Genomic DNA, 14,269 nt, shown 5'->3' on the forward strand with positions numbered 1-14,269 from the left:
ATTTTTTATTACATATAACTTAATATTTCTTTTTTGTAAGCATCGTATTCTCCCTGAAGAATCAATCCGTTATCCAGCAATTTTTTATAATTCTGTAATTTATCAAAAAGTTCTTCTTTAGATAATTCGCTTAATTTGCGTTCTCCGGCTGAGGGCTGAGTTTGTTGGATGGGTTCAAAAGTTTCAGTATAAGATGGAGTTGTTGCCGGAATAATTTCAGCAAAATTAGTTACCTCTTCTGTTTCTACTTCTTCAACTGTTTCTTCGTCCCCAGATTCTTCCCGCTGGATAGTAGATTCTGAAACTGGAGCCGATATAATAACCGGGTTTTTAAGTAAATCCAATTGTTCTTTTGCGTAAGTATATATTTTTCTGGCCTGAATCTTCGGAATATAATCAATTGAAATTGATAAATCGGTATTGGTATTAAATGAAAATTCTGAACCTAAAATATTTTCTTTTACAAACGCACCTGCCACATTATCCCAGGTATAGTCTGTAAAATCCATGGAGAGACCTAAATTTTTAGGTTCACAAATAATAATGCGTTTATTCGTTAAAACGATACTGTCCGGAAAAACAGTAATTGCTGGCTTTTTTTGAACCGCTATATACCCTACTTCTTCCCCCTTCATCAATAAATCATTGAGTTTTGAAGTGATTTTTTCAATTGCTTTCGGATCTTGTTCTTCGTTCAGAAACTTTTTAAATTGTTCTTTCATATTCTATAAACTACTAAGTTGCAAATTAATTGATGTTCTATTTTTGACATTCCTTACAAATGTAATGCCTAATTTTCTAATTCAATAATTTCATTCTGAATTTTCTTCGTCAAACTTTTGAAAACCAATTCATACGAATGATCGATGAGTTCTTTAATAAAAGATGTGGATAAACTTCCGTTTAACGAAACAGTATTCCAATGCACTTTGCTCATATGAAATCCTGGTTTTATTTCATCATATTCTGCCCTTAATTCCTGAGCACGCTCCGGATCGCATTTTAAATTGACCGATGCTTCGTTCTTTTCCCATTGCAATAAAGATGATAAAGCAAACATTTTACCGCCTACTTTAAATACCAGAGTATATTCATCAAAAGGAAAATGTTCGCTGACACCTTTTTTCGAAAGACAGTATTCGTAGTATGTTTCCAGATTCATTTATTTTCCTATTTCACCCAAATGGGTGTATTTAAAACCTTTTTCATATTTTAATCCATAACCAAAAACCCGATCCATTGAAGCGTGTGAAAACAAAATGATTCCCACTAGCTCGAATGTTTCAATCCCTAAATGACAACCTAAAATATAAACCAAAACGGCAACTCCCCTATGATGAAATAAATTATATGAAAACGCCCCTGCTTTAGGATTAATTACATAACCAAACATTGCTAAATCCGGAGCTAAAATCAAGGTCAGAAACCACCACCATTGATAATTCAGAAGACTGAATAAATAAATCCCGAAAATAAACAAACCTAATTCTTCTAATTTGATAACTGTTTTCATTTCACTACTTTTTCCATCATTTTTTCAGGATGATTTAATGCCGTAAATCCAAATTTCTTGTATAAAAAATGAGCATCAGTCGTTGCCAATCTCCAGATTTTAATTTCTTTTAACTGTGGTTCATTCATCATATTTTCAATTAAAATAGACGAATAACCTTTCCCCCGATGTTCTTCGGTAATAAAAACATCCATAACATAACCAAAAACTACATAGTCCGTTATCACACGGGCAAAGCCAATTTGCTTGTCATTAAGATAAATTCCAAAGCAAACTGAAGCATCAATTGTTCTCTGCACTTCTTCTATTGTGCGTCCCGCAGCCCAATAAATATCTTTTAAAAAGTCTTGAATAAATGGGACATCAAGTTTTCTTTTATCAGTCGAGACAGTAATCATATTTTATATAAAACAGGTTTTGAAGGACTTGCATCATTCTCAAACGAAACGATTTGCAGGTTCAGTAAATAATCTCCGTCTTCAATTTCTTCAGAAACAAAAATCATCTCAGTAATTGTTGCATTTAGTCGTGCATCAGCATTTAAATGAAGCGTGTCTTTTACATTCCAGAATGCCTTATGCGCCAATAATTTTCCTTCGTCATGTTCTTTGTCAACACTTGGCAAATCGATTAATAAATGCTCTATTTCGCTTTCACGGATGAAAATAGCAGCATCATCAGACAAATAAGGTGGATTTGTATTCGAATATTTTCTTGATTTCTTTTCTTTTTGATTTGGAAGCGTTCTAATAATTAAAGCTTCAACTGTAGTACCAGCCGGAGTTGTCACATTGAACGAAGTCGAAATGTTCATTGCTTTTTGAATTTGATCTTTAGTAATAACCAAGTCTTCTCCGATCGTTTCAGGGGCAACAGTAATCAATCTGGCCAAAAAGAAAAACTTTTTTAAAGATTGATTAATACTGTAAAAATCATTTGTAATGTGCCCTAAACATTCGGTATGCGTTCCGTGTCCGTGCGGATTGAAGAAAATAGAATTGAAATTCGTTGATGATTTACCTTCTGAAACTTTCCCGATCCAATCTCCAAAAACTACAGGTTCAATAATCGGTTTTTCAATATACCAGGCAATCGGATTTTCATCAGTATTCGTTAACGGAATCGAAATATCAATAGGTTTTGACAAGTCAATTTCGAATATTTGATTTTTATGTTGAATCGTAGCTTTCACAAATTCTGGTTTTAATTTTCTTCCTTGAATATACTTTGTGGTAAAAATCTATTCCAAATTTAGATAAAACAAATCACTTGCTATTCCATCAGTCAAAAATTTTCCTTTAGCCGTAGGTCTTAAAATATGATCTGAAATATAAACTAATTCGTCATTTAAGAATTTCTGTGCTTGTTTATTCAGATAAATTAAATATTCAGAACCAAACTCATTTTCGATTCTTTCTAAAGAAATACCCCAAATAGTTCGTAAACCCGTCATAATATATTCGTTATAACGATCTGATTTTGATAATATTTCAGTTTCTATTGGTAGAGTATTATTCTGAATAGATTTCAGATAAAGTGAATTATTAGCTACATTCCATCCTCTTTTTTCGCCATCGTAACTATGTGCTGAAGGACCAATACCAATATATTTTTTGCCTAACCAATATGCCGAATTATTTTTGGAGAAATAATTCTCTTTTCCAAAATTAGATAACTCGTAATGAATAAAACCATTCTTTTGAAGTGTTTCGACCAAAATCATAAAATGATTCGAAGCCGCTTCGTCTTGTGGTTCAGCAATTTTTCCGGTATCAATCAGTTTTTTTAAAGCTGTTTTTGGTTCAACAGTCAAAGCGTAACTGGAAATATGCGGAATGCCAAAATCCAAAGCAGTCTGAATATTGTGTTTCCACATTTCATTGCTCATTCCCGGAATGCCATAAATTAAATCGAGTGAGATATTATCAAAATATTTAGTGGCTTCCTGTAAACATTTTTTGGCTTCCGCCGAATTATGCGCCCGGTTCATCATTTTCAAATCGTCTTCATAAAAGGACTGAATTCCAATACTGAGACGATTTACAGGACTTTTGGATAATCCTAAAATTCGTTCTGAAGATAAATCGTCAGGATTTGCCTCAAGAGTGATTTCCGGATTATCTGAAACTTTGTAATTTTTATAGACTTCGGAAATTAAAAAGTTTATTTCTGTTGTTGTCAATACTGAAGGAGTACCACCACCAAAATAGATGGTCTCAACAATCTCATTTTCAAATTCACTTTTACGCATGGCAATTTCTTTGGTTAAAGCTAAAACCATCTCGTCTTTCTTTTTCATCGAAGTCGAAAAATGAAAGTCACAATAATGGCAAGCCTGCTTGCAAAAAGGGATATGGATGTAAATTCCGGGCATAAAAAATTATTCATTAAATAAACTGAATATTCTTAATAAAGGATAAAATATTTATTTAGTTTTGTCCAAATCTATAAATTATATCATGAAAAAAATTACTCAGTTGCTTCTTATTTTGCCATTTTTATTATTTTCTTGTTCATCAGATGACAGTTCCGAAAATAATGAAACAAATCCTGATACAAAACCTGAATTTGCTATGACAGCTACAATTAACGGAAAGTCATTTAAAGCAAATAATCCTTATGGGACAAACTTGTATTCTTCAACAAATATCTGGTCGTATTATCCTAAAGCAGACTTTGTGATGCTTCAAGGAAGACAGGGAGGTATTTTGGGTAACCCAGAAATCAATATTTGGTTAAAAAGAACAGATATTAAAGTTGGGACTTACAAATTTACTACAGATGAATATAATCCAACTACTCATGCAATAGACTTAACTGATAACGAAAATGATGTATTCGAGTATACAAAAGAAGGTTCAATTACTATAACTGAAGTTAATGCACAAACAAAAGTTGTAAAAGGAAAATTTAATTTCACAACTTCTTCAACTTACACGGATCAAACAGATACTAATTATACTATTACAGATGGTACATTTAATTATCAATATGAAGATGTAAAATAATATTTGTAAAATTTTATCCAGTAGCCAGATTGATTAATATTAATCTGGCTATTTTCTTATTTTATCTTCATTTTGTTTCACAAAAGCATCACAGCCGCAATAATAGAAGCCTGTTTAAAAAAAGGGATATGAATGTAGATTCCTGACATAATAATAAAAGAGCAAGATAAAACTTGCCCTTTCAATAATAATCAATACTAAATTATGTTTTTTTCTCTAATTCCCTTCTTTAAATGTCCCATTTGAAATTACAATTTTCGCTTTCGTTAAGGGATGTGTTGCTGTAAGACTAAATGTTCCGGCTACATAAAGGTCATTTATAGTGGTATAAGTTACAGTTCCTGAAACATCGTAATCTATATATTCATGTGTTGCAGGATCATATTTTTGAAAAGAAATTCTATTCGCAAAATTATTGTTCGTAAACGCGAAAGTTCCTACTTTTGCTCCATACTTAGGAAAAGCGATACCAATTGTATATTCTCCATCATTTTGTGCATAAAGTATTTTTGTTTCCTGATTTTCAATTGTACTATCCAGTGCTAAACCATGCCAGTCTTTTCCGTCTAATTTAGCAAAAGTTCCTAGCCCTTCAACTGCTGGTGTTATTTCTTCATACGAAACTTTAAATGAACCACTTACATTAATAAAATCTGATTCGTAATCGTATCCGTCATCATACACTTTTCCCGAAAATTTTACCTGAACTGTTTTGTCTGTAGTATTTATGTTTTCTAAAGTAAAAGTAAAAGTGTTAGAAGTAAAATTTTCTGAAGCCTCTAACCAAGGAATTTCGCTTGTTGCTATTGTTGGATTTGTAAGAGCCTGATACAGATTCCCGTAAACATTGAATTTAAAATCAATTACAATTCCTTCTTGAGATGTTCCCATTACTTCTATAAAATCGCCTTGCTTTAAAGCCTCCCATGTTTTTACATTTTGTACTTTACCATCGTAAGTAAATTTAAAATAAGCATCTCCTGATTGGTTTTCACCACTATCATCGGAAGAACATGAAGAAATAAGTGCTGTAAAGAGAATGATCGCAATAAATTTAATTTTTGTCATTATTATAAAGTTAGTTTATTTTTTAACAAATATAACTATTTTCTTATTTTATCCTCATTTTGTTTTACAAAAGCATCCCAGCCTGTATACGTTTTTCCTGCCACGATTTTTCCTGAATTAAAAAAATGGCAAACGGCCGCCGCCAAACCATCGGTTGAATCAAGATTTTTAGGCAGTTCTTTTAAACCTAAAAGCTGCTGAAGCATTTTGGCAACTTGTTCTTTACTGGCATTTCCGTTTCCTGTAATGGACATTTTTATTTTTTTAGGTTCGTATTCGGTAATTGGAATATCTCTCGAAAGTCCCGCTGCCATTGCAACACCTTGCGCACGACCTAACTTTAGCATCGATTGTACATTTTTACCAAAAAAAGGAGCTTCAATCGCAATTTCGTCCGGATGATGTGTTTCAATTAATTCGATGGTTCGTTCAAAAATAATTTTTAGTTTTTGGTAATGATTATCGTATTTGGAAAGGTGCAGTTCGTTCAATTGCAGAAATTCCATTTTTTTATTGGTGACTTTAATCAATCCGAACCCCATGATTGTGGTTCCTGGGTCAATGCCTAATATGATGCGTTCTTTTGTCAATTTTTAAGTTATTACACTACGTTACACTAAGACTTCACAGTGATTCGCAAAGGTATTTTTTAAATCCTTGTTCAGTTTAGCGGCTTCATTGTGAATCTTTGTGAAATAGGATTATTACAATAGTTTGTGTTACTTTTGCGGCATGATTTCAATTCCTCACAAAGCTAAGCAATTCCTTGTTCTTCTTGTCAAACTTTTGGTTGTTGGCGGCGCATTTTATTTTATTTACAATCAGCTGGCAAACAATGACAAACTGGACTGGCACAAATTCATTATTCTGTTCCGAAAAAATCAGTCGGTTTTGGGAATTGGGTTTATTTTGCTGTTGAGCGTTTTGAATCGCTTTTTTGAGATTTTAAAATGGCAGAATTTAGCTCAGGTAATTCATCCAATATCTCTGGCTGAAGCCACAAAACAGGTTTTAGCAGCATTAACGGCTGGTATTTTTACGCCAAACGGAGTTGGTGAGTATGCCGGAAAAGCATTGTATTATCCAAAATATGAAGCCAAAAAGGTAGTTTTCCTGAACTTAATCTGCAACGGAATCCAGATGATTCTGACAATTATTTTTGGGGTTTTCGGATTGTTGTATTTCAATGCACTCTATCATGTTATTACTTCTAAAACAGTATTGATTTTATTTGGCGGATTTCTATTGATTCTGACGGTACTATTTTCAATTAAAACAATAAGTATTAGAGGATATTCAATTGAAAAACTGATTCATAAAATCAACGAGATTAAAAAACCAGTTCATTATAAAAACATCATTTTAGGAATTTGCCGTTATCTGGTTTTCTCTCACCAATATTATTTTTTGTTTCTGGCTTTTGATGTCGACTTGCCTTATTTGACTTTAATGGCTGCTATTACTTCTGTCTATTTTTTAGCCTCATCGCTGCCCACTTTTCAGTTTTTAGATTTTGCCGTAAAAGGCAGTGTAGCCATTTATTTCTTCGGAATTCCAGGTGTAAACGAATGGATTGTAGTTTTCATTAGTACGCTGATGTGGTTTCTAAATGTGGTTTTACCGGTTGTAATAGGAAGTTATTATGTATTGAATTTTAATACCAAAACCAAGGCATGATTCTGAGTTTGTTTCTCATATTAACAATTTACGTCATCGCAATCGGTTTGCTTTATTATGGCTTTTTCAAAATCAAGAAATATAAAAAGCCGGATTTAGACCCCACAACAAATTTTACGATTATAGTTCCGTTTCGAAATGAAGGAGAAAATTTACCCCATCTTTTGGAGCATTTTTGTAATTTAAATTATCCGAATAATTTATTTGAAGTTATTTTAGTGGATGATAATTCTGAAGAAAAATTCCAAGTTCCAAATTGCTCTGTCAGTTCACTGTCTCCCGGGGCTAAATTCAAAATTTCTGTAGTTGACAACATTCGGGTTTCAAATTCACCCAAAAAAGATGCCATCACAACGGCAATGCAGCATGTAAAAACCGAATGGGTTATTACAACTGATGCAGATTGCATTGTTCCTGAAAACTGGCTTTTAACTTTTGATAATTATATTCAGGAACACAACATTTCTATGCTGGCCGGAGCGGTTTCTTATAAATGTAAAAATTCTTTTTTACATCATTTTCAACAATTGGATTTAACCAGTTTGCAAGGTGCAACGATTGGCAGTTTTGGGCTTAATAAAGGTTTTATGTGCAATGGTGCTAATTTTGCTTATAAAAAATCATTGTTTGAAAAACTAAATGGATTTGACGGCAATGACAAAATTGCAAGCGGCGACGATGTTTTTTTACTGCAAAAAGCGATTGGAAAATTTCCTGAAGGAGTTCATTATTTAAAAGCTGAAGAAGCGATAGTGATTACAAAACCAACAGAAAACTGGAAATCGTTATTTTATCAAAGAGTGCGCTGGGCTGCAAAAACGAGTTCTTACCAAAGCATTTTCGGAACGTTTTTGGGGTTGATTGTTTTCTTTGTGAATTTAAGTTTTGTTATCGGATTTTTCTTTGTTGTGTCTGGCCTTTGGCCCTATCCTCTTTTTGTATTATTTGTTTTTTTTAAGTTTCTGACTGATTTTGTTTTGCTTTATGCCACAAACCTTTTTTTAACTAAAAAGAAACTAAAAAGTGTGTTATTATCCAGCTTATTGTATCCATTCTTCAGTTCGGGTGTTGCTTTGTACAGTTTGTTTGGTACTTATGAATGGAAAGACCGTCGTTTTAAAGTATAATTTAATTGTTATCCCAATGCCCTAGCCCTGATGAAAGCGACATCCTTTTGTTTTTTAAAGAAAAAAACAAAAGATACAGAGGACAGCAGGAATAGCTTCTTATTTATTATCTTTTTCCTTAAAAACCACTGGCAAAATAAATTGTGATTTTACCGGAATTCCGCGTTTAATGGCCGGATTTACTTTTGGAAAATCAATCAATCGGGCGCGAATAATGCTATCCATGCTTATCGTGTCATAGGTTGCTGAATCTTTGGGAAATTGTGGTTCAAATTTCAGTGTGGCATTAGGAAAAACAGTCACTTTTACTTCTATGGTATCTAATTCAGGGTACAAAACTGAGAGTGTATCTGTGTTTAATTTTTCCTGAATAAGCTGAGACATGATTTCAAAAAAACATTGCTGACGTTGTTTTTTATCGTTGATTTTCTCGCAGTCTGCTACTGATGGGTATTCATCAACTTCTTTCCAGTTTATTGATTTTAATTCTTTTTGAAGTAATTCTTTTTCAGACGGTACCTGCTTCTCAAAATATTGACAAGAGCCGAGAACTAAAAAAATTAAAAAACAAATAAACTGCTTCAAGATTTTGATTTTGATTGTACTAATAATGTAAAAATACAATTATTTTTTTTGGAAAGCTTTGTAATAAAAGTCAATTTTTAGTTTTTGCCACAAAAGATTTTAGATACTTTTTTTATTACTTTTATAAATAGCACTTTTATTAATGGAAAAATTGAAAAACTTTATATTTATGGATTTACTATTGGTTTTACTTGGTTTAATATTTATGATTATTGGAATTATGGGTAGTTTTTTACCTATTTTACCAGGTTTATCCAGTTCTTGGGTTGGATTATTACTACTCTATTTAACGAAAGCCATCGAAAATAACTATTTGGTTTTGGGCATCACCTTTGTAATTATGGTTATAATTACGATTTTAGACTACACCATCCCGGCAAAAGGAACTAAGCGTTTTGGTGGGAGCAGTTATGGTATTTGGGGAACTAATATAGGTTTGATAGTTGGTATTCTTGCACCGATACCTTTTGGGGTAATTATTGGTCCTTTTGCGGGAGCTTTCATAGGTGAAATGCTATATGATACAAAAGATCATAAAAGAGCATTTAAGGCTGCAACAGGTTCCTTAATTGGTTTTTTAGCCTCAAGCTTTATAAATTTTTTATTATGTATTATTTATTTAGGCATATTTCTTACCATAATCTGGCAAAACAGGGTTTTACTGTTTTAACCGCATAAATTACACCTAGGTTTTTTCTTGCATTTTAAAACCTGCAAAATAAAAAACAAAAATATTTTTAGGTAATTATTATTATAATTTTACAACTAAGCATGATATTTATTGATAATATTCATTTTAACTAAATAAATTGCAAAAAATACAAAACAAAATATTTAACTTATTTTTTGGAAATGTTAATTTATTTTATATTTTTATCACAATAAACGATAAAATACCACATTTCATCGTTTATCGACAGCAAATATTAATCAATCCAGTATACAATTATGACCCCAAATCTACAAATTGAACTACGCCGTTTTATCTCTTCCAATGTTATCTCCAAGCTGAACAAATTTTATTTCGAAAATGATGCCCTATTGATTAAGGCTATTGATGTTTCGTTAGGAACGGTTTTAATGGGATGCTACAACAATTTTGATGAGAAAAAAATAGAAGAAATGACGAATCTTATTCAGGACTCAACATTTTTCAAAGAAGTTGATTTCGCTGCTTCCCGGATTTTATCTGTTGACGACAATTATAAAGTAGAAGGAAACGAATTTTTAGAACAGATTTTCACTAGTAAAAAAGCCAGAATTACTGAAATGATTTCCAACGAAGTTGGTATCAAAAGTGAAACAGCACGCGAAGTCTTAAACTTTTCTGCTTTACTCATCATTTCTTATTTGCAGTATAGTGCCGAAGTAACTTCAAGCTTAAAATTACTTTTAGAGGATCAAAAAAGAGATATTTTAAACAGCATTCCTCCAGGAATTAAAATTATTTTAGGCTTTTCATGTTATGAAACAGTTGAAGAAAAAAATAATTCACGTTTTGGAAGATCTTTTTTTAATCTTTTTGGAAATATCTAATTTTTTTATTCGATTAAAAATTAGATTTTCTCAATCGGTCTTTTCTTCAAAAGCTTTAACAAAACAGGGAATGTAGAAATAACTACAATGATAATAATAATGTATTCAATATGATGTTTAAGATCTATCCCTTGTTTTAAAAACACACCATATAAGTAATGACCTGAGAAGATTAACAGGAAAGACCACAAAAAAGAACTCAGGATATTATAGAACATAAATTTCTTTTTATCCATAGAAACTATACCTGCAATGATTGGGGCAAATGTTCGGAAAATCGGTAAAAACCTTGCATAAATTATAGCCTTACCTCCATACTTTTCGAAGAAATCCTTCGATTGTAAGAGGTATTTTTTTTTGAACCAGAAACTATCTTCTTTTTTGAATAAATAATAACCACTTTTGGCACCAAACCAATACCCGGTCATATTTCCTAAAACCCCCATTATTGCGACCGAAACAGAAAGCAAAAGTACGTTTATAAAATCACTGGGGATATTGACCAGATTTTCAATTAAGTCACGACTGTAAATGCCTGCCAAAAAAAGCAAACTGTCCCCCGGCAGAAAAAAACCTGCAAATAGCCCTGTTTCAGCAAAAATAATAAACAAAACAATAAACAAGCCAATTTGAAAACCTCCAATGCTTAATGTAATGTAAAATTCAGGGTTTATTAATTGAGTCCAGTCAAAATTATTCATATAGGGTTTGGTTACATTTATTAGTTTGTGAAAGTAACAATAATTTACTTTAACCACAATAGAATACGGTATTTTAAAGATAAATTAACTATAAAAAAGCCGGGCTTTTTTAAAACCCGGCGTCCTGATTATTCTCTTTCGTACTTACAGCAAGTATGAAGATTATCATAATCTTCCTGAGTTGCTTTTACTTGTTTGGTATCATGACCAGCCTTTGCAACAGCTTTATTTAAATCACTGGTTGATGATTTTTCTTCATTTAAAATCACTGTTAGCTTATGTGAACTAATATCCCAATTTGCAGTCTTTACACCCGCAACACTAAAAGCTGCTTTTTCAATACGTTTTTTACATTGTTCACAATTGCCATTTACCTCTGTAGTGTATTTTAAATTTTTATTTTTCTTAGTTTGGGCCTGAGCCGAAAACCCTAAAAAAGTTACTATTGCTATTAAAATTAAATTTTTCATTTTATAAATATTTATTGTTATTGATTTTTGAAATTGATAATTGTATTTATTTTATTTTAAATCGCAATCCTGCATAATACATTTGCCCAAAAATTGGCGCATATGCTATAGAAGCATCAAAGTTAGACCCAAATGGATCATCAGCACCTAAAATTGCTTTTTTCTGTTTGTAATTCCCAATATTCTCTCCCCCGATATAAATTTCGAAAACCGAAGAAAAAACCCGGGTCACCTGAGCATTCATAACTGCATAAGATGGGGAAAATTCAGGAAACTGGTTTGTAGCAGGATTTGATGCCGTATAGGGCAATTGCTGTTTTCCGGACCAGTTAAATGTATAATCAAATTTCCATTGTTTATCATCATTAACCGGAGTCTCATATTCCAGATTGCCTAGAAAACGGTGTTTTGCCTGCAACGGACGCTGAAATGTTCCTCTTAAATAATCCGTTTGAATGTCGTAATATTTATAAGCTGTTCTCAAATTTAGATTGTGAACCAGCTCATAATTAAACTCTATCTGTAAACTATTTGCAAATGAGTTTCCTTTCAGATTATAAAACAAAACTTGCTGTGGACTTTGCATCAGATCGACAACGGCCTGATTTTGAAAATCGGTTCTGTAAATATCAAAGCCTGCTTCGGCATTTTTATTGAAAATTTTAAATTTCTGAGAAAAACTTAATCCATAATTCCATGCAATTTCAGCATTCAAACCATAAATTTTCCCATTATTGTCTAAAAATGAAAAAGTTCTGGAACTTGCAAAAAGCTGTTGATTTTCTGCAAAAATATTAGCAGAACGCTTTCCTCTGCCAGCAGAAAAACGAACTATTCCGTCTTTCCACGGATTGTATCGCATGTGTAGTCGGGGCGTAACGAAAAAACCTAAGCGGTTATGATTATCAACCCTTCCACCCAAAATCAAACTGAAATTATCTGTGTTATCATACGTGTATTCAAAAAATGCCCCAACTGAATTATCAATTCGGCTATAATCATTTACATTCACAAATTCCTGATATTCATCGTAAGTAAAATTCAGACCGGTCGTGAATTTGTGCATGGTATTATTGATAATCGAATTGAAAATTAAATTCGAATAAAAACTATTTTGTTTAATATCATATTGATTTAATCCAAAATAAGAATCTTGTTTATGACTATTAAAAGCATTTTGAAAACCGATACTTTGATAGGGCATGTCCTTAAAAACGTAACCAATTTTTGTCGATACATCAAAACGTTCGGTATTGATTTCAGAACCCCAGTAATTTGTAGTTCCACGGTCTTGATCTTTATCAAAATCAACTTCTCCGGTTTGTTTTTTATCATTCATATATCTGAAATTGACAAAACTCACCAAACCACTATCAGGATTATAATATTGGTAACGGTTTAAAATATTGATTTGTTTTCCTAATGGATTGTCCAAAAAACCGTCATCGTTCATATCGTTTTTCGCCACGCGTGCATTGCCATGAACAAACAGACTGGTAGCCCATTTGTCTGATATTTTTTTATTAAAATGAGTATTCAGTTCAAAACGGGCATCTGTAGAACCGTAAGCATTCAGGAAAAACGGAATGTCGCTTAAAGGCTTTAAAAGTTCCGTGTTTATTTGTCCGGAAATACTTTCATACCCATTAATTACACTTCCTGCGCCTTTAGTAATCTGAACACTTTCAATCCATGTTCCTGGTGTGAAAGATAATCCATAAGCCTGAGAAGCACCTCGAACCGACGGAATATTTTCTTCGGTAATCATCAGGTAGGGACTGGTTAAACCTAACATTTTTATTTGTTTGGTTCCCGTCAAGGCATCAGAAAAATTGACATCGATTGAAGGATTTGTTTCAAAACTTTCTGCCAGATTGCAGCAAGCCGCTTTTAGTAATTCCTTGCTGGTAATAACAGTTGTATTAGCGGTAAGTGTATAGGATTTCTTAAGTCCTTTTTGCTTTTTTGTCACTTTTACTTCCTCTAAGTCTTCTTGCGAAAATGCAGAAAAAGAAAGCAAAAACACCATAAAAAGCATGATATTTTTTTGCATAAAAAAGATTTTAATTTATTTAGAAATTTTTGTTTTAAAGATTCTCAATAAATTAAGAAACATTAAAACAGCATATCTCAAGCCACAAAAAGGCTTGCTTCTAAATATTAAAATCAGGAATAAAAAATGTATTGATTGTATAATTTGAATAAGGGAGGTGCATTTGCATCAGCATAATACGAAATGATCTGATTGCTTTTAAAATTCGGTACAGACAAAAAAGCAATGGCTTTGTATTCCTGAATTACTGCAGAAAATGCAAACTGAAAGAAGAAAATTTTAAAGGTCGCATCATCTGATTTTTTTTCAAATTTAACTACCTTGTCTTTACAACAGGAAGATTTTTTTTCTTTATCCCCACAACATTTTTTTTCAGGAGAAACTGTAGTACTTAATGAAACCGAAGCAATTTTTCCTCCGCAATAATGCACATCAAAAGCGAACCCTATGCTGGAAACCAGTAAAAGGAAAGCTAAAAATACTCCTGTGCACTTCTTTAAATACATACTGCAAAAGTATTAAAAAGCATTT

General features: G+C 32.2%; 18 protein-coding genes. 5 read left to right on the top strand and 13 right to left on the bottom strand.

The genetic code is table 11. The annotated features are described in order from the left end of the window. Positions 1–8: 8 nt before the first annotated feature. From DMB65_RS06305 to hemW, 6 genes are all read right to left on the bottom strand, one after another. Entirely contained in the window at positions 9–722 is a 714-nt protein-coding gene (locus DMB65_RS06305; protein ID WP_110305809.1) for a PH domain-containing protein, read from the bottom strand. Positions 723–790: 68 nt separating this feature from the next. Next, positions 791–1,162: an MmcQ/YjbR family DNA-binding protein gene (locus tag DMB65_RS06310; protein WP_110305810.1), complete on the bottom strand. Its 372-nt coding sequence runs from the start codon at positions 1,160–1,162 to the stop codon at positions 791–793. After that, positions 1,163–1,513 carry a DUF4260 domain-containing protein gene (locus DMB65_RS06315; protein WP_110305811.1) on the bottom strand — a complete coding sequence of 117 codons (351 nt, stop codon included), beginning with the start codon at positions 1,511–1,513 and terminating at the stop codon, positions 1,163–1,165. Then, positions 1,510–1,911, bottom strand: a complete 402-nt coding sequence (locus DMB65_RS06320) for a GNAT family N-acetyltransferase (RefSeq protein WP_110305812.1) — start codon at positions 1,909–1,911, stop codon at positions 1,510–1,512. Before DMB65_RS06320 ends, DMB65_RS06315 begins: the two co-directional genes overlap by 4 nt. Beyond that, a complete protein-coding gene (locus DMB65_RS06325; protein WP_110305813.1) occupies positions 1,908–2,705 on the bottom strand; it encodes a cyclase family protein in 798 nt (265 codons plus the stop codon). Before DMB65_RS06325 ends, DMB65_RS06320 begins: the two co-directional genes overlap by 4 nt. Before the next feature lie 48 nt (positions 2,706–2,753). Further along, positions 2,754–3,887: a radical SAM family heme chaperone HemW gene (gene hemW / locus DMB65_RS06330; protein WP_110305814.1), complete on the bottom strand. Its 1,134-nt coding sequence runs from the start codon at positions 3,885–3,887 to the stop codon at positions 2,754–2,756. An 85-nt stretch (positions 3,888–3,972) separates the two neighbouring features. Between hemW and DMB65_RS06335 the strand changes: the two genes are divergently transcribed. After that, a complete protein-coding gene (locus tag DMB65_RS06335; RefSeq protein ID WP_110305815.1) occupies positions 3,973–4,521 on the top strand; it encodes a hypothetical protein in 549 nt (182 codons plus the stop codon). A 216-nt stretch (positions 4,522–4,737) separates the two neighbouring features. Here the strand turns inward: DMB65_RS06335 and DMB65_RS06340 are convergent, their stop codons facing one another. Next, the gene (locus DMB65_RS06340) at positions 4,738–5,589 is read right to left on the bottom strand and encodes a DUF6252 family protein (RefSeq protein WP_110305816.1); all 852 of its coding nucleotides are present in this window, start codon (positions 5,587–5,589) and stop codon (positions 4,738–4,740) included. A gap of 35 nt (positions 5,590–5,624) precedes the next feature. Further along, complete coding sequence (ruvC, locus tag DMB65_RS06345; protein ID WP_110305817.1) at positions 5,625–6,179, bottom strand: crossover junction endodeoxyribonuclease RuvC; 555 nt, start codon at positions 6,177–6,179, stop codon at positions 5,625–5,627. Between the two features lie 142 nt (positions 6,180–6,321). Between ruvC and DMB65_RS06350 the strand changes: the two genes are divergently transcribed. Both DMB65_RS06350 and DMB65_RS06355 read left to right on the top strand, forming a co-directional pair. Further along, entirely contained in the window at positions 6,322–7,266 is a 945-nt protein-coding gene (locus DMB65_RS06350) for a lysylphosphatidylglycerol synthase domain-containing protein (protein WP_110305818.1), read from the top strand. After that, positions 7,263–8,393 carry a glycosyltransferase family 2 protein gene (locus DMB65_RS06355; protein ID WP_110305819.1) on the top strand — a complete coding sequence of 377 codons (1,131 nt, stop codon included), beginning with the start codon at positions 7,263–7,265 and terminating at the stop codon, positions 8,391–8,393. The genes DMB65_RS06350 and DMB65_RS06355 overlap by 4 nt, the downstream gene beginning before the upstream one ends. A gap of 99 nt (positions 8,394–8,492) precedes the next feature. Here DMB65_RS06355 and DMB65_RS06360 read toward each other — a convergent pair whose 3' ends face one another. After that, complete coding sequence (locus tag DMB65_RS06360) at positions 8,493–8,978, bottom strand: hypothetical protein (protein ID WP_110305820.1); 486 nt, start codon at positions 8,976–8,978, stop codon at positions 8,493–8,495. A gap of 169 nt (positions 8,979–9,147) precedes the next feature. On the opposite strand from DMB65_RS06360, the gene DMB65_RS06365 reads away from it, so the two are divergent. Then, positions 9,148–9,648 carry a DUF456 domain-containing protein gene (locus tag DMB65_RS06365; protein WP_110305991.1) on the top strand — a complete coding sequence of 167 codons (501 nt, stop codon included), beginning with the start codon at positions 9,148–9,150 and terminating at the stop codon, positions 9,646–9,648. A gap of 278 nt (positions 9,649–9,926) precedes the next feature. Then, complete coding sequence (locus tag DMB65_RS06370; RefSeq protein ID WP_110305821.1) at positions 9,927–10,514, top strand: DUF937 domain-containing protein; 588 nt, start codon at positions 9,927–9,929, stop codon at positions 10,512–10,514. 20 nt (positions 10,515–10,534) lie between these two features. Here DMB65_RS06370 and DMB65_RS06375 read toward each other — a convergent pair whose 3' ends face one another. The 4 genes from DMB65_RS06375 to DMB65_RS06390 all read right to left on the bottom strand — a co-directional run bounded on the left by DMB65_RS06375 (position 10,535) and on the right by DMB65_RS06390 (position 14,244). Beyond that, on the bottom strand, positions 10,535–11,215 hold the full coding sequence (locus DMB65_RS06375) for a DedA family protein (protein WP_110305822.1): 681 nt from the start codon (positions 11,213–11,215) through the stop codon (positions 10,535–10,537). A 128-nt stretch (positions 11,216–11,343) separates the two neighbouring features. After that, positions 11,344–11,685, bottom strand: coding sequence for a heavy-metal-associated domain-containing protein (locus DMB65_RS06380; RefSeq protein WP_110305823.1), 342 nt, complete (start codon positions 11,683–11,685; stop codon positions 11,344–11,346). A gap of 46 nt (positions 11,686–11,731) precedes the next feature. Continuing rightward, complete coding sequence (locus tag DMB65_RS06385; protein WP_110305824.1) at positions 11,732–13,738, bottom strand: TonB-dependent receptor plug domain-containing protein; 2,007 nt, start codon at positions 13,736–13,738, stop codon at positions 11,732–11,734. Positions 13,739–13,851: 113 nt separating this feature from the next. Beyond that, positions 13,852–14,244 (bottom strand): HYC_CC_PP family protein, encoded by a 393-nt coding sequence (locus tag DMB65_RS06390; protein ID WP_110305825.1) that lies wholly within the window; start codon positions 14,242–14,244, stop codon positions 13,852–13,854. Positions 14,245–14,269 lie beyond the last annotated feature (25 nt).

Origin of the sequence: Flavobacterium cheongpyeongense (assembly GCF_003202435.1) — a bacterium.
Lineage (GTDB): Bacteria > Bacteroidota > Bacteroidia > Flavobacteriales > Flavobacteriaceae > Flavobacterium > Flavobacterium cheongpyeongense.

What these genes read in the sequence shown, in the direction of transcription:
- DMB65_RS06375 (WP_110305822.1), bottom strand. Translation starts at nt 11,215, where the DNA reads ATGAATAATTTTGACTGGACTCAATTAATAAACCCTGAATTTTACATT.
- DMB65_RS06380 (WP_110305823.1), bottom strand. Translation starts at nt 11,685, where the DNA reads ATGAAAAATTTAATTTTAATAGCAATAGTAACTTTTTTAGGGTTTTCG.
- DMB65_RS06350 (WP_110305818.1), top strand. Translation starts at nt 6,322, where the DNA reads ATGATTTCAATTCCTCACAAAGCTAAGCAATTCCTTGTTCTTCTTGTC.
- DMB65_RS06305 (WP_110305809.1), bottom strand. Translation starts at nt 722, where the DNA reads ATGAAAGAACAATTTAAAAAGTTTCTGAACGAAGAACAAGATCCGAAA.
- hemW (WP_110305814.1), bottom strand. Translation starts at nt 3,887, where the DNA reads ATGCCCGGAATTTACATCCATATCCCTTTTTGCAAGCAGGCTTGCCAT.
- DMB65_RS06385 (WP_110305824.1), bottom strand. Translation starts at nt 13,738, where the DNA reads ATGCAAAAAAATATCATGCTTTTTATGGTGTTTTTGCTTTCTTTTTCT.
- DMB65_RS06355 (WP_110305819.1), top strand. Translation starts at nt 7,263, where the DNA reads ATGATTCTGAGTTTGTTTCTCATATTAACAATTTACGTCATCGCAATC.
- DMB65_RS06315 (WP_110305811.1), bottom strand. Translation starts at nt 1,513, where the DNA reads ATGAAAACAGTTATCAAATTAGAAGAATTAGGTTTGTTTATTTTCGGG.
- DMB65_RS06320 (WP_110305812.1), bottom strand. Translation starts at nt 1,911, where the DNA reads ATGATTACTGTCTCGACTGATAAAAGAAAACTTGATGTCCCATTTATT.
- DMB65_RS06335 (WP_110305815.1), top strand. Translation starts at nt 3,973, where the DNA reads ATGAAAAAAATTACTCAGTTGCTTCTTATTTTGCCATTTTTATTATTT.
- DMB65_RS06390 (WP_110305825.1), bottom strand. Translation starts at nt 14,244, where the DNA reads ATGTATTTAAAGAAGTGCACAGGAGTATTTTTAGCTTTCCTTTTACTG.
- DMB65_RS06310 (WP_110305810.1), bottom strand. Translation starts at nt 1,162, where the DNA reads ATGAATCTGGAAACATACTACGAATACTGTCTTTCGAAAAAAGGTGTC.
- DMB65_RS06370 (WP_110305821.1), top strand. Translation starts at nt 9,927, where the DNA reads ATGACCCCAAATCTACAAATTGAACTACGCCGTTTTATCTCTTCCAAT.
- DMB65_RS06340 (WP_110305816.1), bottom strand. Translation starts at nt 5,589, where the DNA reads ATGACAAAAATTAAATTTATTGCGATCATTCTCTTTACAGCACTTATT.
- DMB65_RS06365 (WP_110305991.1), top strand. Translation starts at nt 9,148, where the DNA reads ATGGATTTACTATTGGTTTTACTTGGTTTAATATTTATGATTATTGGA.